21 protein-coding genes are annotated in these 20,850 nt (G+C 57.4%); 9 read left to right on the top strand and 12 right to left on the bottom strand.

Going from position 1 to position 20,850, the window contains the following annotated elements:
* Positions 1–129: 129 nt before the first annotated feature.
* Positions 130–879: a GntR family transcriptional regulator gene (locus OHL20_RS10220; protein ID WP_263383087.1), complete on the bottom strand. Its 750-nt coding sequence runs from the start codon at positions 877–879 to the stop codon at positions 130–132.
* 121 nt (positions 880–1,000) lie between these two features.
* On the opposite strand from OHL20_RS10220, the gene OHL20_RS10225 reads away from it, so the two are divergent.
* Genes OHL20_RS10225 through OHL20_RS10245 form a run of 5 tightly spaced genes read left to right on the top strand, consistent with a single transcriptional unit; the run spans position 1,001 to position 5,497 of the window.
* Positions 1,001–1,948, top strand: a complete 948-nt coding sequence (locus OHL20_RS10225; RefSeq protein ID WP_263383088.1) for a proline racemase family protein — start codon at positions 1,001–1,003, stop codon at positions 1,946–1,948.
* The gene (locus OHL20_RS10230; protein ID WP_263383089.1) at positions 1,945–3,069 is read left to right on the top strand and encodes an NAD(P)/FAD-dependent oxidoreductase; all 1,125 of its coding nucleotides are present in this window, start codon (positions 1,945–1,947) and stop codon (positions 3,067–3,069) included. The genes OHL20_RS10225 and OHL20_RS10230 overlap by 4 nt, the downstream gene beginning before the upstream one ends.
* Positions 3,062–3,307: a (2Fe-2S)-binding protein gene (locus OHL20_RS10235; protein ID WP_263383090.1), complete on the top strand. Its 246-nt coding sequence runs from the start codon at positions 3,062–3,064 to the stop codon at positions 3,305–3,307. Before OHL20_RS10230 ends, OHL20_RS10235 begins: the two co-directional genes overlap by 8 nt.
* Positions 3,300–4,598 carry an FAD-dependent oxidoreductase gene (locus OHL20_RS10240; protein ID WP_263383091.1) on the top strand — a complete coding sequence of 433 codons (1,299 nt, stop codon included), beginning with the start codon at positions 3,300–3,302 and terminating at the stop codon, positions 4,596–4,598. The genes OHL20_RS10235 and OHL20_RS10240 overlap by 8 nt, the downstream gene beginning before the upstream one ends.
* Positions 4,595–5,497: a dihydrodipicolinate synthase family protein gene (locus tag OHL20_RS10245; RefSeq protein WP_263383092.1), complete on the top strand. Its 903-nt coding sequence runs from the start codon at positions 4,595–4,597 to the stop codon at positions 5,495–5,497. The genes OHL20_RS10240 and OHL20_RS10245 overlap by 4 nt, the downstream gene beginning before the upstream one ends.
* A gap of 61 nt (positions 5,498–5,558) precedes the next feature.
* On the opposite strand, the gene OHL20_RS10250 is transcribed toward OHL20_RS10245, so the two are convergent.
* From OHL20_RS10250 to OHL20_RS10265, 4 genes are all read right to left on the bottom strand, one after another.
* Positions 5,559–7,040 carry an APC family permease gene (locus OHL20_RS10250; RefSeq protein WP_263383093.1) on the bottom strand — a complete coding sequence of 494 codons (1,482 nt, stop codon included), beginning with the start codon at positions 7,038–7,040 and terminating at the stop codon, positions 5,559–5,561.
* A gap of 90 nt (positions 7,041–7,130) precedes the next feature.
* On the bottom strand, positions 7,131–7,907 hold the full coding sequence (locus tag OHL20_RS10255; protein WP_263383094.1) for an SDR family NAD(P)-dependent oxidoreductase: 777 nt from the start codon (positions 7,905–7,907) through the stop codon (positions 7,131–7,133).
* 67 nt (positions 7,908–7,974) lie between these two features.
* Positions 7,975–8,409: a Holliday junction resolvase RuvX gene (ruvX, locus tag OHL20_RS10260; protein WP_263383095.1), complete on the bottom strand. Its 435-nt coding sequence runs from the start codon at positions 8,407–8,409 to the stop codon at positions 7,975–7,977.
* A gap of 4 nt (positions 8,410–8,413) precedes the next feature.
* Positions 8,414–9,562 (bottom strand): LbetaH domain-containing protein, encoded by a 1,149-nt coding sequence (locus tag OHL20_RS10265; RefSeq protein ID WP_263383096.1) that lies wholly within the window; start codon positions 9,560–9,562, stop codon positions 8,414–8,416.
* 191 nt (positions 9,563–9,753) lie between these two features.
* Here OHL20_RS10265 and OHL20_RS10270 point away from each other — a divergent pair, with 191 nt between their 5' ends.
* Positions 9,754–10,104 carry a c-type cytochrome gene (locus OHL20_RS10270; RefSeq protein ID WP_263383097.1) on the top strand — a complete coding sequence of 117 codons (351 nt, stop codon included), beginning with the start codon at positions 9,754–9,756 and terminating at the stop codon, positions 10,102–10,104.
* A 7-nt stretch (positions 10,105–10,111) separates the two neighbouring features.
* Here OHL20_RS10270 and OHL20_RS10275 read toward each other — a convergent pair whose 3' ends face one another.
* The 4 genes from OHL20_RS10275 to OHL20_RS10290 all read right to left on the bottom strand — a co-directional run bounded on the left by OHL20_RS10275 (position 10,112) and on the right by OHL20_RS10290 (position 14,644).
* On the bottom strand, positions 10,112–11,431 hold the full coding sequence (locus OHL20_RS10275) for a Gfo/Idh/MocA family protein (protein ID WP_263383098.1): 1,320 nt from the start codon (positions 11,429–11,431) through the stop codon (positions 10,112–10,114).
* A 189-nt stretch (positions 11,432–11,620) separates the two neighbouring features.
* Positions 11,621–11,980 carry a hypothetical protein gene (locus OHL20_RS10280; RefSeq protein WP_263383099.1) on the bottom strand — a complete coding sequence of 120 codons (360 nt, stop codon included), beginning with the start codon at positions 11,978–11,980 and terminating at the stop codon, positions 11,621–11,623.
* A gap of 94 nt (positions 11,981–12,074) precedes the next feature.
* Positions 12,075–13,532, bottom strand: coding sequence for a sodium:solute symporter family protein (locus tag OHL20_RS10285; protein WP_263383100.1), 1,458 nt, complete (start codon positions 13,530–13,532; stop codon positions 12,075–12,077).
* A 56-nt stretch (positions 13,533–13,588) separates the two neighbouring features.
* A complete protein-coding gene (locus OHL20_RS10290) occupies positions 13,589–14,644 on the bottom strand; it encodes a YihY/virulence factor BrkB family protein (RefSeq protein ID WP_263383101.1) in 1,056 nt (351 codons plus the stop codon).
* 111 nt (positions 14,645–14,755) lie between these two features.
* Between OHL20_RS10290 and OHL20_RS10295 the strand changes: the two genes are divergently transcribed.
* The gene (locus tag OHL20_RS10295) at positions 14,756–15,724 is read left to right on the top strand and encodes an MBL fold metallo-hydrolase (protein WP_317890948.1); all 969 of its coding nucleotides are present in this window, start codon (positions 14,756–14,758) and stop codon (positions 15,722–15,724) included.
* Between the two features lie 45 nt (positions 15,725–15,769).
* Complete coding sequence (locus OHL20_RS10300; RefSeq protein WP_263383102.1) at positions 15,770–16,648, top strand: aldo/keto reductase; 879 nt, start codon at positions 15,770–15,772, stop codon at positions 16,646–16,648.
* Positions 16,649–16,688: 40 nt separating this feature from the next.
* Here OHL20_RS10300 and OHL20_RS10305 read toward each other — a convergent pair whose 3' ends face one another.
* From OHL20_RS10305 to exaC, 3 genes are all read right to left on the bottom strand, one after another.
* A complete protein-coding gene (locus OHL20_RS10305) occupies positions 16,689–17,516 on the bottom strand; it encodes a VWA domain-containing protein (RefSeq protein ID WP_263383103.1) in 828 nt (275 codons plus the stop codon).
* Between the two features lie 216 nt (positions 17,517–17,732).
* Complete coding sequence (locus OHL20_RS10310) at positions 17,733–18,119, bottom strand: DUF779 domain-containing protein (protein ID WP_263383104.1); 387 nt, start codon at positions 18,117–18,119, stop codon at positions 17,733–17,735.
* Complete coding sequence (gene exaC, locus OHL20_RS10315; protein WP_263383105.1) at positions 18,120–19,649, bottom strand: acetaldehyde dehydrogenase ExaC; 1,530 nt, start codon at positions 19,647–19,649, stop codon at positions 18,120–18,122.
* A gap of 276 nt (positions 19,650–19,925) precedes the next feature.
* Here exaC and OHL20_RS10320 point away from each other — a divergent pair, with 276 nt between their 5' ends.
* Entirely contained in the window at positions 19,926–20,849 is a 924-nt protein-coding gene (locus OHL20_RS10320) for a trypsin-like serine peptidase (protein ID WP_263383106.1), read from the top strand.
* The last annotated feature ends 1 nt before the right edge of the window (position 20,850 follow it).

A 20,850-nucleotide genomic window follows, 5' to 3' on the forward strand; every position in this document is an offset into this window, starting at 1 on the left:
GCTTTGACATCGAACAATGGTAGCTAGAGAACTCATCTGCTCATATTGATTTGCTTCGCCTGCTGCGTCGGCCTCGGTTTATCTCCTAAAATGTCCGAGTGAGTTTGGAGCTGTCTTGCAGAAGGCCGCTCACCAGCTTCCACGTTCGCCATGCATCTGGATCACCTTCGCCAGGCGTTCGGCACCGTTGACCCAGTTAGCGATCAACGCTTTTTCGGCGGCGTCAGCGTCAGCCTTGTGGATTGCAGTGATGATCGCTTCGTGCTCGCTTACGCTGACGTGCAACTCACTCAGTATGTTGCTTGCATAGAGTCGCCAGTAGCGTTCTGTTTGAGGCTTGATGCCGTTGTGCATGAGCATCAGTCTTGGCCCGGCGCTTGCTTCAACGATCGTTCGATGAAACTCCGTATCCAGATCGAAGATGTTCTTTCCGCCAAGATCTCTGGTCTTCGCGATCCGGTGCAACGTAGTGTTGATCGCGCGGATCTTCGCTACTACGGCCGCGCGCCTTTCTTTTGGGAGTGCGACTGTCTGCCGGCCCGCGAGACCTTCCAGATGGCCGACAATGGAATACAGTTCGGCCGAGTCCTCCTGGGTTAGAGGCGCCACGATCATGCGCGACTTTGAACGGCTTTTATGCTCGATGACATAGCCTTCACGTTGCAGCCACTGCAGAGCGCCCCGTACCGGCGTTCGACTCATCCCAAGTTTATCGGTCAGGTCCGCTTCTACGATCCATGCTCCCGGCGACAACCGGCCATGTACGATCAGGTCTCTCACCTGGGTGAAGGCGGAGCTTAGGGTGGTTCCGTGTTCCGTCGTCGCACGCTTCCGCCCATGAGGCTTTGCGACTTTTTTCGCAGATTTTTTGGTGGTCATCCTTATCGCCCGTATCTACTTCCAGAGCCTGCTGCGCGCAAGGCGACAGGATCTGAAGTATATTGCGCTATTGTATTCAATCTTGTAAACTTCACGTTCAACGACGACTCCAAGGAATCAGATGAATCTGAGCAGGGTACACGTAGTTGATTCGCATACGTGCGGAGAGCCGACGCGGGTAGTCACCTCTGGCGGCCCCGACCTGGGCAAGGGAACACTGGCAGAGCGGCTCGTACGCTTCAACCTCGAGCATGATTCTTTTCGCCATAGCATCATCAATGAGCCTCGAGGCTCGGATGTTCTTGTCGGCGCACTTCTTCTTGAGCCTTGCGATCCAATGTGCGTTACGGGCGTTATCTTTTTTAATAACGTCGGCAGCCTTAACATGTGCGGCCACGGCACCATCGGTGTCATCGCCACTCTTGCCTACCTCGGACGCATCTGTCCGGGACTCCATCGTGTTGAGACACCGGCGGGTATTGTGCAGGCGCACCTGCATGCCGACCATAGCGTAACTATCGACAACGTGCCAAGCTATCGCTATCAGGCGAACGTCACCGTTGATGTGCCTGGGCATGGCAGCATCACTGGAGACATTGCGTGGGGGGGCAACTGGTTCTTCCTTGTTGGGGACCATCCATTCAGTCTGCTCCCAGCGGAGATTCCTCAGCTCACCACATTTACCTCTGCGATCCGTGAGGCACTGACACTTGCAAGCCTCACCGGAGCGGACAGCGGCGAGATCGACCACATCGAACTCTTCACCGCTTCCGACAGGCCTGGCATCGACAGCCGCAACTTTGTTCTGTGTCCCGGGGGAGCCTATGATCGGTCGCCGTGCGGTACGGGCACCAGTGCGAAGCTTGCCTGCCTTTATGCTGATGGCAAGCTGCTTCCTGGCGAGGTCTGGCGTCAGGAGAGCATCATCGGCAGTGTCTTCGTAGGCAGCATCACTGTGCGCGAAGGGCTGATCATTCCGAGCATCACTGGACAGGCTTTCGTCAATGCCGAGGCTGATCTGATCTTCGATCCAGCGGATCCGTTCTGCTATGGGATTCCGGCTTTGTGAGAACTTCTTTCGATACCATCGTCGTCGGCAGTGGGATCGTCGGTGCGGCATGCGCTGCGGCTTTCGCGCGCGATGGTCTCTCGGTGGCGCTGGTCGATCGCGCTCCCAGTGGCCTTGGAGCTACCTCTGCTGGCATGGGCCACATTGTTCTAATGGATGACTCTACGCCGCAGTTTCTACTCACCCAACTCTCCCAAGCGCTCTGGCGGACTCTTGCATCTCGTTTGCCCTCGTCGGCCGAGTATCAGACCTCCGGAACTCTCTGGGTCGCGGCAGATGATGAGGAGATGCGTGAGGTGGTCCGCAAGCAGGCACTTTATCGAAGCTATGGTGTTTCGACAGACGTGCTCGATGCTTCGCAGCTTCGGACGCTCGAACCGCATCTTCGACCGGACCTAACCGGGGCGCTCCTCGTACCGTCCGATGCCGTTGTGTATGCTCCACTTGTCGCTCGCCTACTTGCTGAAGATGCCGTGGCGCATGGCGCCCTCGTCGTGTCGGGCGATGTTGTGCGGATTGGTGAGGGCTCGGTCGACCTGCGCGGTGGTCAGCGACTCCGCTCCACCCGGATTGTCAATGCAGCAGGCGAGCGTTCCGCGGAGCTTACACCTGGAATCCCGGTGCGGCGGCGCAAGGGCCATCTTGCCATCACCGATCGCTACCCCAACTTTGTCAGCCACCAGATCGTTGAGCTTGGCTACCTGAAGAGCGCGCATTCAATCGGGGAAGATTCGGTAGCCTTCAACGTTCAGCCGCGAATGACCGGGCAGGTCCTTATCGGTTCCTCTCGTCAGTACGACGCCACCAGCCCTGAGATTGAACACTCGATGCTGGCTCGCATGCTTACCCGCGCCGTTGCTTACATGCCAGATCTCGCAGATGTTTCGATACTCCGCACATGGACCGGCTTCCGTGCAGCTACCCCGGACAAGCTTCCGCTGATCGGCCCATGGCCTGAGGACGATACCGTCTTCCTTGCCACGGGGCACGAGGGCCTTGGCATCACCACATCGCTAGCTACTGCCTCTCTGCTCTCGGATTGCTTCGCAGGCAGGGCGACGGCTATTCCGCTGGAACCGTATCTGCCCGCACGGGTCCTCTCGGAGGTGTCCCATGCCTGAGACGATCAGACTCATCCTGAATCAACGGTATGTTCAGGTTCCCGAGGGAGCTACTGTTGCGGTTGCCATCCTGCTTGCGGGATCGACGTTCCGCCGATCGATCCATGGAGAGCCGCGCGGCGCTCTCTGTGGCATGGGAACATGCTTTGAGTGTCGTGCCATGGTGAATGGGCGCGCCCAGCAACGAACCTGCCAACTGCTCTGCCAACCTGGAATGATTGTGGCCACGGATGAGTAGTCTTCGGCAGATACGCTGCGACGTCCTCGTTATTGGCGCAGGTCCGGCTGGGATAGCCGCGGCGGTTCGGGCTGCTGAAGCGGGAGCGAACGTGCTGCTCGTCGATGACAATGCGCAACCCGGCGGGCAGATCTGGCGTGCGTCTTTGCAAGGACTTGTGTATCCGGGTGGATCTGATGCGGAGGCTGTTGGATGGCTTAGACGCCTCTCCGCTTGCGGAGCTACGCGCCTGCTTGCAACCCGCATCGTTGCGTGTCTCGCGCACGACGTTGTTCTCGCGGAAACGCTCAGCGATGCGGTTAGCATCACCTTCACAAGCGTGATTCTCGCTACCGGTGCACGCGAGCTTCTGCTGCCTTTTCCCGGCTGGACGCTGCCGAACGTCATGGCCGCCGGAGGCTTGCAGGCGCTCGTCAAATCCGGTCTGCCGGTCTGCGGAAAGCGTATTGTCGTCCTGGGAACCGGCCCTCTTCTGCTGGCCGTAGCGGCTTTCCTGCAGGCAAATGCCGCGGAGGTGGTCGGGGTCTTCGAGCAAAGCCCGTGGACTCGCATCCTCCGCTTTACAGCGTCGTTGTTCGCTCGTCCCGCCGTGCTCGCATCGGCTGCGGCTTATGCTTTTGCACTTGGTGGGCCACGTTATCACTGCGGCTGGTGGCCTGTTGGTGCGCAGGGCACGGAGCAACTCGAGTCCATCACAGTGACGAATGGGAAACGCACCCGCAACATCCCTTGCGATTTTGTTGCAGCGGGGTTTCACCTGGTCCCGAATACTGAGCTTGCCTCTTCCTTCAAGTGCCGTATTGAAAGTGGCCACGCGGTTGTCGACGAAGAACAACGGACCAGCATTGCTAACGTCTTCTCAGTCGGAGAATCGACCGGGATCGGCGGTCTCGACCTCGCCTTGATCGAAGGTCAAATCGCAGGGATCGCCTCTGTTGGGCGACCGAAAGAGCCCTCGCTTTCGAGCCGGAAGAGATCTCTTTCCATCACGGCAGACGCCATGAACGAGGCCTTCGCTCTTCGGCCCGAACTCAAGCACCTCGCCGCACCCGATACGATCATCTGCCGCTGCGAAGATGTTCCCTGGTCCGCTCTTGAGACACAGGCTTCGCTTCGTTCAGCTAAGCTCTACACACGTTGCGGCATGGGCCCATGCCAGGGGCGCGTGTGTGGACCGATCCTGACTTTTCTCCTTGGATGGACTGCAGAACCTTCGCGTCCGCCCATCTACCCTGTCCGGCTCGCGACTCTGATCGCCGAGCCCCAAGCCCAGTACAAGGAGAACTCATGATCTGGAAAGGCGTCATGCCGGCAATGACCACGGCATTCAACAGCGACCTGAGCCTCAACCACGAGGCGATCGCCAAGCGTGCCAATTGGATGATCGCATCTGGATGCTCCGGCCTCATTCTCCTGGGCTCGCTTGGGGAAGCAGCCTGCCTTACTCCTGAGGAAAAGCGCACGATCATCGAACTTGTCCGCGACGCTGTTGGACCCGATGTTCCTGTCGTGGGGGCTATCTCCGGCCTGTCTACTGCAGAGACGGTTAGCTTGGCCATGATGGCGGAAAAAGCGGGTTGTGACGGCCTGATGGTTCTCCCACCATATGTCTACCGGGGCGACTGGCGCGAGATGAAGGCGCACATGGCAGCCATCTTTAACGCAACTCCCCTTCCCTGCATGCTCTACAACAACCCGATCGCCTACGGCACCGACTTCACTCCCGAGCAGGTCGTTGAACTTGCCGCTGAACACCCCAACCTTATGGCTGTCAAAGAGTCCAGTACCGATATACGCCGCGTCACCTCAATCCGCGCGCTGCTCGGCGACCGCCTCGCTCTGTTCGTTGGTGTAGACGACGCCATCATCGAGGGCATCGCCGCTGGAGCTACTGGATGGGTCGCCGGACTTGTCAACGCGTTTCCGGAGGAGTCTGTACGTCTCTTCAATCTCGCTATGGATGGCAATTTCAACGAGGCGTTCGCGCTTTATCACTGGTTTCTCCCACTCCTTCGCCTCGATACCGTGCCGAAGTTCATTCAACTCATCAAGCTCACTGAGGAGCGTATCGGTGTGGGTACGGGCTATGTCCGCCCACCTCGTCTTGAGCTGACCGGCACTGAGCGCGCCGAGGTCCTCGCGCTGATCGATAAAGCCGTGGCCAATCGCCCCGTACCCGCCCTCACCTGACCAAGACGGGAGCGGCTATACGCCGCTCCCGCCACCGCGGCATTTTCGGTGCGACTTCTACTTAGCTGCTATCGCTCGTATGCCGCCTTCGGATCAGAAAGTACACGGGGGCTCCGGAGGCCACGATCGCCAAGCCAGGCCAGGTTGTGGCTGGACGGAAGACAAACAAGCAGACCAAGATCGCTGAGGCTCCAACTACGTAAATGATGGGAGTCACCGGATAGCCAAACGTCCGGTAGGGTCTCTCGGCTTCTGGCTTCTTCCATCGCAATACCACTACCGCCGCAATCGTGAGGATGTAGAAGATCAGTGCGGCTGAAATCACGTAGTCCAGCAGATCGCTATAAAGATTTCCGTATCCTGCTTTAGCCGAGTAGGTCGTCAACAACACCAGAAGCCCCGCCCAGACTGCTTGCATTCCCAACGAAGCTCCCGGAACATTGGCTCGATTCAACTTAGCTGCTGCGGGCAGAAACAAGCCATCGCGAGCCATCGCGTAGTAGGCTCGTGCGCCGGCGAGGATCAGGCTGTTGATGCATCCGAACGTCGAGATCATAATCGCCAGCGCCATCAGCCGCCCACCAACGGATGGGAAGATCTTTTCCAGCATCGCCGTCGCCACACGGTCGTGCGCTGCACCCTGTATCTCGGCGAAGGAGAGCGTCGAAAGGTAAGCTATGTTGGCTGCCAGATATAGCGCGATCACCAAGACACTTCCCAAGATCAAGGCTCTGGGTAAGACCTTTCGCGGATCCCTTACCTCCTCTGCTGCGAAGGTCACGTTGTGCCATGAGTCTGCCGAAAACAGGGATCCCGATTGTGCAACGCAGAGGGCCACGAGCAGTCCTATTGCGCCTGCCACCTCTGGCACATTGCTACCACTCCGATGCGCGAACAGGTGCGCGAAGTTCTGATGCACCGCCGCTGCGCTCCGTCCTATCGTGAACCCGGCTATGATCAAGGCGGCCAGGGCTGCGATCTTCGCAACGGTAAATAAGTTCTGCACCCACTTCCCGTACTTCAACCCAAGGGCATTGGTCCCGGTCAGCATCAAAATGACTCCTAATGCGACCATCTGTGCGGTTGAAAGAGAAATCGCATAATGTGCCGAAAGCCCGATCGGGTGAACGAGGTAGTGCGCCTCGGAGATCCACGGAAACAGCACACCTGAAAATCTTGCGAAGGCCACCGCTACCGCTGCAATGCTTCCTGTCTGGATGACGGTAAAGAACGTCCAGCCATATAAAAACCCCCAGAGCGGCGAGTACGCTTCGCTAAGGTAGAGATACATGCCACCGGCACCTGGCATCATTGAGGAAAGCTCGCCAAAGGAGATAGCCGCACTCACCGTCAGCACACCTGCGAAGACCCATGCTAGAAGCAGCCAGCCGGGGCTTCCCAACACCCGCGCCATGTTCGCCGGAACGATGAAGATTCCTGATCCGATCATCACCCCAACCACGATCATTGACGCATCGAAGAAGCCAAGCTGCCGCTTCAGGAGTCTTGGAGCTGCTGCAGGAACGATCGGTCGCGTCGTCATAGGTCCCTATCTTGTCAAGAATCTTCTGACAACAGCATGTCGCAATGAAGCCCTAATTGTATTTATGCCTGACCGTGCCTTCAGGTGCAGCTAGATCCATCCGCCGTCAATGACGTAGCTTTGATTCGTGATTGCGGAGCTATCGTCTGACGCGAGGAAGAGTATGAGCCGGGCGACCTCTTCGGGGAGCAGGAGACGCTTGAGAGCCTGACGGCCAAGCACCTCAGCCTTGTATGCGTCCGTCAGCCATAGCCTTCGTTGTCTGTCTGTCAGGATCGCTCCAGGCATGACGCTGTTGACGCGGATGTTGTCGGGTCCGAGTTCATGCGCAAGCGTCCGCGTCATGCCTACGATGGCTGCTTTGGAGGTCACGTAGACAGGGAGATGTGTCGACGGAATGACCCATCCGATGGAACTCATGTTGATGATTGAACCACGCCCTTGTGCGCGCATGGAGGGAATGACTCCCTGACACATGAAGAACTGATGTTTGAGGTTGACTGCGATGGACTGGTCCCACGATTCGGAGGTGACCTCTTCGATCGTGTGGCGGGTGTCGTTGCCTGCGTTGTTTACGAGAACATCGATACGGCCATGAGTCTGGAGGATGGTTGCGAGTGTGCTTTGCAAGGCGGCGATGTTCGTGAGATCGCACTGGTGGAAGGAGGGCTTTGGATAACCAGCTTCGACAATTTGCTCAGCCAGGGCGGTGCCGGCCTCTTCCTGAAGATCGAGGTAGACCACGCGAGCATGCTGCATGGCGAACGCTTGTACAAGAGATTCGCCGATGCCACTTGCACCACCGGTGATGACAACTACGCGCTCTTTTAAGCTGGGGTATGTCGCAAAAGCTGAAGCTTGATCCATGTTGCACCTCGACAACCTAGTGTTGGACATCGATCATAACTTGCCAATGCAGTGGGTGCCCTGTTCCCTACAGCAGCCTTGGTAGCTCCTGTGCTTCCATCCAGCCTCGGAGTATCACTACGGCCGCTACCTGATCGATGATCTGCTTACGATCTCGCTTGTCATGTCCAGCCTCGTCGAGGATTTCATGCGCCACGACTGAACTCAGGCGTTCGTCCCAGAGATGGACTGGAAGCTGGGAGCGTTCCCGTAGCTCCTCTGCAAATTGCTGTACCTTGTGTGCCCATGGGCTGAGGTCCCCGGACATATGCAGGGGGTTGCCGACGACAAGCTCGACGACTTCATGCTTGCGTATGAGGCGCATGATGCTTCGCAGATCCTCACCGCGGCTTTTGCGCCATAGGGTCAGCAGAGGTTGTGCGGTATAGCCGAGCGGGTCTGACAGCGCGATGCCCACGCGGACCTTGCCCACATCCAGTGCCATCACGCGGCCAGTTGCCATCTGCCTAGTCTACTAGCCGCTTATTGGAACTCCCTGACAAGGGAAGGACGATGACTGACCCGGCGACTTCGGAGAGCCAGGCTTGACCTTGCGCTACCCTTTCGTTGCTGAGACCGCGAACCCAATCCACATGCTTTGCGTTCTGTTCGCCAGCTTCTCTCTGGAGAGGGCAGGGGAGCGTGGCAGACTTGAATTCAAGCTGGGTCTCATCGAATGTGCTGAGAAGATCATTAAGGCGGGTCGTGCGTTCGCGGATGCACTCGTCGATAGTGACGATGGATTCCTGCAGGACAACGCGAGCCCCCGAGCTTTCTTCGTCGGCAGATGTTTGTGCGAGCCTTACATCCCGGTACCAGCTTCTGAGGGCAAAGAGTTCGCGAAGGTAATCGATGTTCTTTGCTACCTTTTCTGACGGAGCCGATCGACGATGGGGCGAGAAAGGCTTGTCCATCTCTACGCCAATCGAGCCGTAGAGGTGACCTGCCGGGACCGATTTGCGGACAACCTGACCGGCGATTGTGACTGATCCGAAACCAACTTTTTGCGGGCCTACAAGGCCGCTTAGACCGCCTAGAAAGATGCGATCTTCGCGGAGGAATGCGCCGTGGGTGACGTCTCCCATGAGCGAGGGCGTTGCCTTGTCTCCAGATTCACCAAAGGGGGTGAAGTTGAAGTGGATGAAGCCACTCCCGATCTCGGAATGATCTTTACGGGAACGGCCGCCGGACATGAGCGCGTCACAGAAGTTGACCAGGGAGCCGACGGTTACGAAGGCCATGAGGATCGTCTGCTTCAGGCCAACGGCGTGTGCTGTTGAGGCTTCTTCCTCGAGGAGCGTTCCGGCGCGTACGTGGGCGTTCGCACCAAGCTTTGCGCCTTCGAGGAGCACTGCATCCTTGATGTAGCCACTTGCGATCTCTGACCCATTCGCGAAGACGGCGTTATCGAGGGTCGCAGGTCCATCTGTGCCGATCTGTGCACCGCCTCCGACAAAGGTGCGCGGGCCGGAGAGACGAGTGCCCGGGTGCAGAACGGCACCTGGTGCGATTCGCTCCAGGAGGATGTCCGGCGCGACATAGACCTGCCGTGCATCCGGGAGCACGACTCCGCGTGACGCGAGTGCTGCTAAATTGTCCTGAAGGGTGCGATCCATGAATGTGCCTAGTTTCTCGTAATGCGGGCAACCGTGATTGCTGCTGCCTTAGGATAAGTCATGGCAGGAACGGATTGCCCGGCTCGAATTCTTTGTGTATTGTCAGACCAGTGCAGGAATGTGCCAGACACATCGAATGCCAAGGCGTCGCTAGGGATACGAGGCGCTGCTACTTGAATCTTGGAGAACACATGCACAAGCTTGTACCGGTGACCTTCCTGACGGCAGTTGTGGCCACCCTGATGACTGCCGCGCTTTGCACACCTTTGAAATCTCAGGCACAGCCTGCAGCGCCTGCTCCAACCGCTCATGCCGGTGAAGCGATATTTACGCAGCGGTGTTTCCAGTGCCACTCCGTTGTCGAGGATCAGGTTCGTTTTGGACCAAGCCTGTATCACGTGATGAAAGCTCCCCATCCGAGGAAGACGGCGGCAGAGATCCGCGTCATTCTAAAAGAGGGCAAAGGCAAGATGCCTTCGTTCAAGGACATCTTGACCCCCGAAGATACGGATAACATACTGGCCTACCTGCATAGCCTCTAGCTATGAGCTAGAGGTGCGGTGCCCAGCCCTTCTCATACTCGCGTCCCCACATCTCCATCGCCTTGGGATCGTTTTGGATCTTGCCGTCTTTCTGGTCGAGATGCAGTTCGCGGCTTACCTCCCAGGCGACGTTCGATAGCTGGAGCATGGTGACAGCGACATTCCCCACGGCGACTGGAGCATTCAATTTTTCACCCTTCTGGATGCCGGCGATGAAGTTTGTGAAATGCAGGTCGGTCATCGAGTCTCGTCCGGTCAGGTCGGCCGATGAGGTCGCTTTTCCTGTCTTGAACTCGCTCGTCTTGTTCCCCTTCAGGTCGTAGACTTCATAGCCATCGCGATCGATCAGAACTGAACCTGTCGTTCCCATGATGACGGAACCGCGGTCGCGACCGTAGTACTTCATTCCCTGGCAGCTCTTGCCCTCCCAAGTGATTACTTTGTCGCCGTAGTCGAAGCTGGTGACCAAGGTGTCGTAGAACTGCCAGTCGTCTTTGAACTGGTAGCGCCCGCCGGACGACGTGATCTTCTGGGGATAGTCGACACCGAGTGCCCAGCGGCAGACATCGACCTCGTGTGTACCGTTGTTCAGCGTTTCACCCGTGCCGTAGATGCGGAACCAGTGCCAGTTGTAGGGCTGCACGTTGTCCTTGTACGCTCTTCGCGGAGCAGGCCCTTGCCAGAGGTCCCAGTCGAGTTGTGGAGGCACTGGAGCCTCTTTGCCAACACCAATCGACTTTCTGACGTTGCTATACCAGGCTTTGGCGAAGTATGCGTTGCCGATGAGTCCGCCGTGAATCTTATCGACAATTTCGATAGAATGCGGCGACGAGCGTTGCTGCGTGCCCATCTGGACCAGCTTTCCATATTTCTTCTGAGCCTGGACCAACAAGGCACCTTCTGCCGGATTGTGGCTGCATGGCTTTTCGACGTAGACATGTTTTCCAGCCTGCAGACCGGCGATTGCCATAGGCGTATGCCAATGGTCGGGAGCGGCGATCGTGACAGCGTCCACATCTTTCAACTGAAGGATCTCGCGGAAGTCTTTGCCGGTTGCTGGCGCATAGCCCATCTCTCGTTGGGTGCTGTCTGCAAACTTTTTCAGGATGTTGCTGTCCACATCGCAGACATGGGCAATTCGCACCGTATCTTTGTTAGCTTTCAGCGATGACAAATGAGCGTAGGCGCGCCCATTCAGACCAATGACGGCGAAATTGAGGCGCCCATTCGATCCCATGATCTGTGCGTAGCTCTTGGCTGTGGATGCTACCGCTAGTCCGGCGGTGCCAACTGCGAGTGTATCGAGAAACCTGCGCCTGGTAATCATCCTGCTCCCCATCGAAACTGGTGTTCCGCGCAGCATGTGACACGCAGACAGCGCAATGGTACCCGATCGAGCGGACAACACGGAAGTCTGAGTCATCTGGCCAAAAAGATAAGGACCTCTGCACAGAGAGATCCTTATCTTTACTTGGATGAAAAAATCGGTCGCTACAGTGCGAAACGTTCGATAAACCTATCGAGTCTTGACGCGGAGAGGCTTCGGATCGTCGTCAGTTTCTTCATCTTCCTCGTCTTCGTCCTCGTCGTCGTCATCCAACTCGTCGTCATCGTCTTCGAGGTCGTCGTCATCCTCATCATCGTCGTCCTCATCGTCATCGTCTTCGAGGTCGTCGTCATCTGGATCAATAACCTTGTCAGCCTTGTCTTCGTCTTCGTCCTCGCTGTCCTCATCATCGTCGAGTGGCGTTTTGGCTGCAGAGAGAATGTCGTTGTTGTATGCAGTAAAAGCGAAGGTCGGATCGAAGGCAGCAGTCGGTGCCGCGCCCATGGTGACGATGTTCAAAGATTCCGTGTATGTTTCGGTCGTTGCCATGATTGTTCTCCTGGGTCGGTGTGCTTGCTGGCTTTTGGATGCACGTGTTTGGAAGAGGATAGCAAGATGTCGGTGGAAATCAATTAATCCTCGTTCACAAAGCCTCGTTTTCAGCGAATGGTTGCAACTGGGCCAGGGTCGGCTTTGGGGTGATTAAGCTTACGATCACCAGGCAGAGAAGCGATGCGAGCAGCGCCGGAAAGATGGCATCCCGTTCGGCCAGCACCGAGGGAAGATGATTGTGGATGAAGGCTGCATCCCAGAAGATGGTCACGACCGTGCCAGCCGCGATCGAGGCGACTGCCGCCTGGGCAGTCGCCCGCTTCCAGAAGAAGGCAGCGAGGATGACCGGTGTCAGCGCGGCCGCGTAGATGGTATACGCATAGAGCGATTTCTTCAGCACAGATTGAATGTGTTGCGATTGATAGAGCGCCCAGAGCCCCAGCAGAACCACCATAAGGCGGCTAACGATCAGAATCTTCTTGTTGGAGGCTTCGGGCACCATGTAGCGCAGATAAATGTCGTTTACCAGATTTGTCGCTGGAGAGAAGAGCCAGTTGTTTGCAGTGGAGATGATCTTCGCGAATATTGCTCCCATCAGGAGTGCTCCGAGCAACTGCAGGGGCAACGCGCCTGAGAAGCCATGCAGACCAAGATAGGCCAGGATTTCGCGAGGCCGCTCATGCACCTCGCCTGTCGGAAACAGGCTGGACCCAACGACCGCAAGAGCGACGATGACCGTTTCGAGGATGACTGTGCCAATGATCCACCAGAAGACGGCGCGCGTTGCATCTTTTTCGGATCGTGCCGAAAAGAACTTCTGATACATCGACTGATTGCCCAGCAGGAGCAGGCAGGTGGGAAGAAAAAGCTCAAAGCCCTGGATAAGAGAAAGATCCCCGAGAACTTGAAAGTGCGATGCCGGCAGGCTGGCATGGACGGCCGCCCATCCACCGGCACGATGGATCAGCACAGGCAGAGCGGCACATATGGTAAAGGTGGCAAGCAGCCCAATGGCCACGTCCATGTAGGCAACCGACGCCATGCCTGCAATCGCAGTGAAGACGATCACGAAGGCAGCAAGGATGAATTGACCAAGGACTGGAGTGATTACCGTCGGAAAGATGAGGTGCAGAATGTCTCCGCCGCCTACAAACTGATAGCTGGTCACTGCAGTGTAGGTAAAGAGGATGGCGATGACGCCGAGAACGCGCGCCGTCTGGTTATACCGCGCCTCGAGGAGGTCTGGAATCGTGAACTGGGCAAACTTCCGTGCTCGCGGAGCGATGAAATAGATCAGCAACAGCCCAGCCCAGCCTCCACCTCCCTGCCAGAGCGCGGCGAAACCGTGCCGATATGCATTCTCAGCGCCGCCCAGCAGCGATCCCGATCCAATCCAGCTTGAAAGCAGGGTAAAGACTAGAACGAACGCCGGCAGAGATCGCCCTGCGACGAGATAATCAGCCTTGGTCTTGACGCTCCTAAGGCGAGTCAGCGATACGGTCAAGAGGGTGACGACGATAGCGGCAAGTACGGCGGCGTAAAGGTTCATGTTGTGAGGGGATTGTAGAACAGCCGTCGCCCCGAACCTCAACACTGTCACATGATCTATAAACTGCCAGGAGAGGTTGGCGCGCTCACGCTGTACGCCGGTGTCACTCGTGCCATCTCTGTAGCCAGTCCTGCGACGAGTTGAGCAGGCGAGGTCGCCAGGTGTCGCTCTGCTGCATAAGCTTCTATTTCACTGTTCATTTCGGCTCCCAGAAGGAGCATGAGCCCGGTTATATAGAACCAGGTTAGAAGAATGATGACCGCACCAAGCGAGCCATAGGTAACGGAATAGTTGTTGAAGAAGTGCAGATAAACCCGCAGAGCGAAGGAGGAAAGCAGCCAGCAGATGATGCCGAAGAGGGCACCAGGGGTGAACCACCGCCACTGCTTGTTACGGACATCCGGACCCCAGTAGTAGATCACTGCGAACAGGAGTGCCAGCAGTATCGTAGCGATGGTCCAGCCGACGATGCGTGCAAAGATCACGATCGGCATGGCGAGCCGGGCTTGGACGATGTGATTATGAGCGAGCACCGCCAGGAAGTCGCCGCCCAGTAACGAGGCGAGGATGAGCGTCACAATGAACGAGAGCAGGATGGTGATGAGAATGGCTGAACCGCGCACCTTCCAGTAGGGTCGAGTCTCCTTGACCTTGTAGACGACGTTCAGAGAGTCCTGAATCGCGGTGAACCCTACGGAGGCAGCCCAGACAGCGGCTGCAAGTCCAAAGGTCAGCTTCCCGCTGGTGGAAGACGCTGTTGTCTGATTAAAGGTGTCCAACACGATGTTGTACGCCGACGGCGGGATGATGAGCGCGAAATAATGGAGAAGATGGACATAGATCGTCGTGGCAGACTTTGCGGCAAGTCCAAGAATGGAACTCGCACTTACCAGCGTGGGGAAAAGGGCGAAGAGGAAGTAATAGCCCAGTTCAGCGGCGCGCCCGAGCAGGTTGTCGTCCAAAAATGAGTTCATGGTTCGCTTCGCCAGGACGCTTAGCGGCATGCCCTTCAGATCCCATAGGGAGTAGAGCGGCTTGAGCGAGACGTAACCCCAAATCTTCTGCTGGCGGTGATGGGCGGCGTAGTCCAAATCATCGTTTGAGGTGCCCATAAGGAATTCCTTTGGGTAAATAGATGCGTTTCTCGTCAAATTTGGTGGCTGCACCTGGGTTGGTTTGAAGCGGAGTGATCCCGGCAGGCATCCAATCTTTTGGTGATATGAATGCGCAACGCAGCATCTGCAGCTTCGGCGGCTACACGACGCAGCCTCTGGAAGCACCGTCCCTTCGCCATGCGGAAGATCGAACAACTGGTAAAGCTGGTTCACGAGAGCCACGCGGTGCCGTTGTCTGGGGAGTCGCGACCAGTCGACCTGGTGCAGCCGGGCGAGCTGGGCGTAACCTTCATCGGGCACTCCTCTTTCCTTCTCCAAATCGGTGGCAGGAATGTGCTAATCGACCCAGTGTTTTCGACCCGACTGGTAGTGCTTCGACGCCAGCGGAGACCGGGCGTCCTGGTTGCAGCGCTCCCACCGATCGATCTGATTTTGCTAACCCACGCGCACATGGATCACCTTGATAAATCTTCGCTCCGAGCAGTGGTGCGGGCGACGCGCCGGCTTCGCGGGAACGGACAGGATAGTGCACCGGAGGTGATCGTTCCTCGTGGCGTAGAAGATCTGGTTGCGTCCCTCGGATTTTCGAAGGTTCAAGGCATGAGTTGGTGGGACCAGATCAGCGTGCAGGGAATCGAGGTTACGATGACTCCCTGCAAACACTGGGGAGCCCGGATGTTCCGCGACACGCACCGAGGTTACGGCGGCTATTATGTCGCTCGCGGTGGGCACAGTGTCTATCACTCGGGCGATACGGCATATTTCCCTGGGTTTGCAGAGGTCGGGAGCCGACTGAAGCCGGAGGTGGCGCTATTGCCTATCGGCGCTTACTTCCCGGACACGTATCGCTCCGTTCATACCAGTCCGGAGGAGGCGGTGCGTGGATTCGTCGAGTGTGGCGCTCAGACGATGGTCCCGATGCATTTTGGAACATTTCGCCTTGGACGTGAGCCGATGGAGGAACCCGTCCAGCGTCTGCTGGCTGAGGTCGACCGTTTGGGAATTCGCAGCAAACTCAAGGTGCTGGCTGAGGGCGAGACCCTTCGGCGCGCACGTCCAGCGGTTATTCAGCGCTAGCTGCAGCAATGCGACGTAAGCACATTGGTAAGCATCTACTCAATTATGGCTACTACGAACACAGCGACAACTAATGCGAAGGCAAGCGGGACATTCGCTCTCGGTGGAGATTTGCACGTTAACCGCCTCGGATATGGTGCAATGCGCATCACCGGCGAAGGCATCTGGGGTGAACCCAAGGATGCCAACAAGGCGAAGGAAGTTCTGAAGCGGGTTGTCGAGCTAGGTATCAATCTGATCGACACTTCGGATGCGTATGGCCCCGCGGTGAGCGAGCGCCTGATTGGTGAGGCCCTGTCGCCGTATGCAGATGGGGTGGTGATCGCGACGAAGGGTGGCCTGACGCGTCAGGGTCCGAACAAGTGGTTGCCGGTTGGCCGTCCAGAGTATCTTCGGCAGCAGGTGGAACTGAGCCTGCGATACCTGAAGCTTGAGCGGATCGACCTATGGCAGCTTCATCGGATTGATCCGAAGGTGCCGGTTGAGGAGTCGCTTGGCGAGATCGCGAAGCTGCAGCAGGAGGGCAAGATTCGTCACGTTGGTCTGTCCGAGGTAAAACCGCACGAGATCGATCAGGCTCGTAAGGTGGTCGAGATCGTCAGCGTGCAGAATAAGTACAACATCGGCGACCGTGACCATGACGACGTGGTTGATTACTGCACGAAGAACAACATCGGATTCATCCCCTGGTACCCGGTGGCTGCTGGTGAGCTGGCCAAGCCGGGCGGAAAGCTCGATGCCGCTGCAAAGAAGCATGGCGCAACCGTGAGCCAGCTATCCCTTGCGTGGTTGCTCAATCGTTCCCCGGTGATTCTGCCGATTCCCGGAACGACCTCGACGGCTCACCTTGAAGAGAACGTCGCTGCGGCAAGCGTCAAGCTGACTGACGCTGAATGGGCGGAGATCGAAGCTTCGGCTAAGTAATTCGTCTGTTGGACCAGAGGCCGCGCCATATGCGCGGCCTCTATTTGTCTGTCATCCAGTAATTGGAACGGGCCTGTACGATCAGGCCTGGCTGGTTCTTCACATCCACTCGGAGGGCGTGCAGACCGGGTCGGTCGCTGGTTGGGCGGAAGCTTAGGGTGTAGCGGTTCGTAACGTGATTTGTAAGCGTGCCTAGGCCTGCTTCGAAGCTCGCCTTGTCTCGAAATTCGAACGTCTCGCCACCAGACAGCGCGGCGACCTCCGTAGCTACGTTTCGCTGCAATGCATCGTAAGCCATGCTGAGCGGTGCGCCGAGATCGAAGTATGCCACGCAGCCTACACAAGCGCCGACGGTGATTGGTTTGTTTCCGGGCTTGTGCTCCTTCAGCAGAAACTCACGCTTCAGCCTTTGCTTCCCCGGTGAAAAGGTCAGGCTATAGATCGCCGTGTTCGTCTCGCCGATCTCGCGGATAAGGTCTTCCCGCTTCGTCTTGCTGCCGACGTCCTGAGGCTCGCTGATGAGCAGGATCACCCTTCGCATCGTTGGCGGTTGCCGCTTGAGAAGACTGAGCGCGTAAGCGACACCGTCGAAGATGGCTGCGCCGTCCGCTTCGGGATCGACCTGGGGATCGGTCAGCTCCGGCGGGAACGCGTCGAGATCTGCGGAGAACGGCGCAATCAGGTGCGGTTCGCTGTCGAAGTCCACTACGGCAATTCGAGCAGGATTGCTGTCAGCCAATGCTCGCAGCATGGTGTCGAGATGTCGATACGCTGCAAACTCTTCCCTGGCTAAACCGCCGGTCTGCATGAGCACTACCAGCGCCATCGGCTGAGCCTGGGTATCTTCCAGAGTGATTCGCTGAGGCACGCCATCATCCGTGACCGAAAATCGTCAGCAGTAAGTGAGTACGCGAGATCGCCACTTGCACCGTGAACGAGTGTCGGAACCAGAATAAGTGTGGAGTTCGACCGCAGCGTCGTAGTTGGGGTCTGCTGGCCGCACGCGACACTGGCAAACAGCAAGGACACCAGGCAGGTAGCCAATCGCACCATAGACCGAAACCTCCTGTGTCAAAGCCTATCGCTAGATTCGTCCGGCTGCTCGAAGTACAGCAATCTCGGTGTCCGTAAAGACTCGCGATCGGATCAAGAATCGCAGTCCGCGCGATCCTTCGACTGAAAACATGCCGCCACGTCCTGGCACCACATCAAGGGTTAACTGCGTGTGCTTCCAGTATTCGAACTGGCTTCGCGTCATGTAGAACGGCACGTCGGCAATCGTTCCAAGCAGCACGTCCACATCGCCGATCATCAGGTCGCCTGCCGGGTAGCACATGGGTGAACTGCCATCGCAGCATCCACCAGACTGGTGAAAGATCAATGGTCCATGTTCGCCTTTCAGGCTGGCAATCAACTCACGTGCGGAGTCGGTCACCAGCACCTGCTCGGGCGTCGTTTCGCTTACAGTCATCTAGAAGAATCCGAGAGCATCAGGGCTGTAGCTGACGAGTTGGTTCTTCGTCTGCTGGTAGTGGTCGAGCATCATCTTATGATTCTCGCGCCCGATCCCGGAAGCCTTGTAGCCGCCGAACGCGGCGCCCGCGGGGTAGAGGTGATAGCAGTTCGTCCAAACGCGGCCTGCCTGGATACCGCGACCGAACTTGTACGCCCGATGGATGTCACGCGTCCAGATGCCGGAGCCGAGCCCGTAGAGCGTGTCGTTCGCGATCTCCATCGCCTCGGCGTCGTCCTCAAAGGTCGTGACGGAGAGGACGGGTCCGAAGATCTCCTCCTGGAAGATGCGCATCTTGTTGTGGCCTTCAAAGACAGTTGGCTCAACATAGTAACCATCCGCGAGATCGCCTTCGTGCTTCGCGCGATGGCCGCCGGTCAGCAGCGTTGCGCCCTCTTGCTTGCCGATGTCGATATAAGAAAGAATCTTTTCCAACTGCTCACTCGATGCCTGCGCACCGATCATGGTCGTCGGATCAAGTGGGTTGCCGCGCTTGATCTTGTTGACCCGTGCGATCGCCCTGTCGAGGAACTGGTCGTAGATCGAGGCCTGAATCAGTGCTCGTGAGGGAGCCGTACAAACCTCGCCCTGGTTGAAAGCGAAGAGAGCAAAACCTTCCAAAGCCTTGTCGAAGAGGGCGTCGTCCGCGTTCATGATGTCGGCGAAGAAGATGTTTGGCGACTTGCCGCCAAGCTCGAGCGTGACTGGGATGATGTTCTGCGAAGCGTACTGCATGATCAGGCGACCGGTCGTCGTTTCACCGGTGAATGCGATCTTGTTGATCCGCGGATTGGACGCCAGCGGCTTGCCCGCTTCAAGGCCAAAGCCGTTGACGATGTTCAAGACACCCGGAGGCAGCAGGTCGCCGATCAATTCCATCAATACAAGGATCGAAACTGGCGTCTGCTCCGCAGGCTTCAGGACAACACAGTTGCCGGCGGCGAGTGCGGGAGCAAGCTTCCAGGCAGCCATCAGGATCGGAAAGTTCCAGGGAATGATCTGGCCGATGACGCCGAGCGGCTCGTGATAGTGGTACGCGACGGTGTCATTGTCTATCTGCGAGATGCTGCCTTCCTGTGCGCGAACGGCGGCGGCAAAGTAGCGGAAGTGGTCGGCAGCGAGCGGAATATCGGCGGCCATTGTCTCGCGGATCGGCTTGCCGTTATCCCAGGTTTCAACTGTCGCGAGGAGCTCAAGATTCTGCTCGATGCGCGTCGCGATCTGCTCCAGAATCTTGGCGCGCGCTGCAACCGACGTTTTGCCCCAGGCGGCTTTTGCAGCGTGGGCGGCGTCGAGGGCGCGCTCGATATCCGCAGAGGTCGAACGAGGAACTTCGCAGAAAGGCTTGCCGGTTACGGGCGAGATGTTCTCGAAGTAATTACCTGATTCGGGCTTCTCCCACTTGCCGTTGATGTAGTTGCCGTAGCGCGTCTTGAACTCGACCGGAAAGCCGTATTTGCCGGGATGGATCTGTGGAATCGTAGCCATGCGCGTTGCTCCTTACACAGAGATAGGACGGACCGAAAGGCAATCCGTCAGCGCTCGAAAGTGTAATCCTGCGCGACCAGCTTTGTCGCCTTTTCTGTCCGCACACCCTGGCATCGGAGACTGTTCTCCACTTTGTAACGAAGTAGCTCCACTGTGCACGATTCTTTAACAAGGCATCTCCAAATGCCTGTGATATGTTCCATTTCGACCGAAGCAGACCGGGCCAGAAGATCTGAATCTTCGGCAATCAGGAACGAATAAAAGGAGCAATTGAACATGGCAAATTTATCCGAGAACAAGGTTACTGGAGCGGGTATTACCGCACAGGAGCACGCACACGCACAGGCAGTCGAGGAGTATTGGACAGAGGAACGGCGCGCCAACGCAACGCCGGTTCCAATGCCGAAAGAACCCGGCTCCGCACACAAGGCTCACGAAGTCCCTCAGCATGGCGAAGCAGGCCATACCGAACCGGGACATCCTGACGGGGAGAAGCACGCGCACACCGCGCAACCGCACATCGTCCCTGGTGGAAACCCTGTCGTCAACCCGCTGCTCCATCCCTACCGGACGTGCGGCAAGGTCTTCTTCACGCAAGGCGGCAGCAACTTCGCTGGCTCTGCTGCGATGATCTCGCCAAACATCCTGCTGACGGCTGGTCATTGTGTCTACAACGGTGGCTGGTCCACCAACTTCATCTTCTATCCTTCGTACGGCAAACGGGCTGCTAACGATCCGGCTTACAAGTTCACCTACAACTATCTGGCGTCCTGGACGGCGTGGTCGCAGCATGGCAATCGCGCTTACGACTATGGAATGGTCTGGATGCCGAGCACGCCGGGCAACCTGATCAGCTGGCTTGGGCTTTACTGGAACGCCCCGACTGCGAACCGAACCTGGCGCGCCGTCGGTTATCCTGCGACTCCCAATCCGCCGTTCAATGGGAACACAATGGACGAGGCTGTCGGTCACTTTGCGTCTTCGGGCGTTGCTGGAACGCAGGGTCTGACGAACGACAACATGGAGCATGGTTCGAGCGGTGGTCCGTGGATTACGGACTTCAACGGTGCTGCGGTCTATGCAAACGGTCTCCAAAGCACGCATGTGCATGATGGAGACTTCACGGAGTACGGTCCGACGTTTACGGCAGAGACGAAGGGTCTCTTCGACTGGATTAACAATCCAGCTAACCGTAAGTAGC

Origin of the sequence: Granulicella arctica (assembly GCF_025685605.1) — a bacterium.
GTDB classification, from domain to species: domain Bacteria; phylum Acidobacteriota; class Terriglobia; order Terriglobales; family Acidobacteriaceae; genus Edaphobacter; species Edaphobacter arcticus.

What these genes read in the sequence shown, in the direction of transcription:
- OHL20_RS10220 (WP_263383087.1), bottom strand. Translation starts at nt 879, where the DNA reads ATGACCACCAAAAAATCTGCGAAAAAAGTCGCAAAGCCTCATGGGCGG.
- OHL20_RS10225 (WP_263383088.1), top strand. Translation starts at nt 1,001, where the DNA reads ATGAATCTGAGCAGGGTACACGTAGTTGATTCGCATACGTGCGGAGAG.
- OHL20_RS10235 (WP_263383090.1), top strand. Translation starts at nt 3,062, where the DNA reads ATGCCTGAGACGATCAGACTCATCCTGAATCAACGGTATGTTCAGGTT.
- OHL20_RS10240 (WP_263383091.1), top strand. Translation starts at nt 3,300, where the DNA reads ATGAGTAGTCTTCGGCAGATACGCTGCGACGTCCTCGTTATTGGCGCA.
- OHL20_RS10245 (WP_263383092.1), top strand. Translation starts at nt 4,595, where the DNA reads ATGATCTGGAAAGGCGTCATGCCGGCAATGACCACGGCATTCAACAGC.
- OHL20_RS10250 (WP_263383093.1), bottom strand. Translation starts at nt 7,040, where the DNA reads ATGACGACGCGACCGATCGTTCCTGCAGCAGCTCCAAGACTCCTGAAG.
- OHL20_RS10255 (WP_263383094.1), bottom strand. Translation starts at nt 7,907, where the DNA reads ATGGATCAAGCTTCAGCTTTTGCGACATACCCCAGCTTAAAAGAGCGC.
- ruvX (WP_263383095.1), bottom strand. Translation starts at nt 8,409, where the DNA reads ATGGCAACTGGCCGCGTGATGGCACTGGATGTGGGCAAGGTCCGCGTG.
- OHL20_RS10265 (WP_263383096.1), bottom strand. Translation starts at nt 9,562, where the DNA reads ATGGATCGCACCCTTCAGGACAATTTAGCAGCACTCGCGTCACGCGGA.
- OHL20_RS10270 (WP_263383097.1), top strand. Translation starts at nt 9,754, where the DNA reads ATGCACAAGCTTGTACCGGTGACCTTCCTGACGGCAGTTGTGGCCACC.
- OHL20_RS10275 (WP_263383098.1), bottom strand. Translation starts at nt 11,431, where the DNA reads ATGATTACCAGGCGCAGGTTTCTCGATACACTCGCAGTTGGCACCGCC.
- OHL20_RS10280 (WP_263383099.1), bottom strand. Translation starts at nt 11,980, where the DNA reads ATGGCAACGACCGAAACATACACGGAATCTTTGAACATCGTCACCATG.
- OHL20_RS10285 (WP_263383100.1), bottom strand. Translation starts at nt 13,532, where the DNA reads ATGAACCTTTACGCCGCCGTACTTGCCGCTATCGTCGTCACCCTCTTG.
- OHL20_RS10290 (WP_263383101.1), bottom strand. Translation starts at nt 14,644, where the DNA reads ATGGGCACCTCAAACGATGATTTGGACTACGCCGCCCATCACCGCCAG.
- OHL20_RS10295 (WP_317890948.1), top strand. Translation starts at nt 14,756, where the DNA reads ATGCGCAACGCAGCATCTGCAGCTTCGGCGGCTACACGACGCAGCCTC.
- OHL20_RS10300 (WP_263383102.1), top strand. Translation starts at nt 15,770, where the DNA reads ATGGCTACTACGAACACAGCGACAACTAATGCGAAGGCAAGCGGGACA.
- OHL20_RS10310 (WP_263383104.1), bottom strand. Translation starts at nt 18,119, where the DNA reads ATGACTGTAAGCGAAACGACGCCCGAGCAGGTGCTGGTGACCGACTCC.
- exaC (WP_263383105.1), bottom strand. Translation starts at nt 19,649, where the DNA reads ATGGCTACGATTCCACAGATCCATCCCGGCAAATACGGCTTTCCGGTC.
- OHL20_RS10320 (WP_263383106.1), top strand. Translation starts at nt 19,926, where the DNA reads ATGGCAAATTTATCCGAGAACAAGGTTACTGGAGCGGGTATTACCGCA.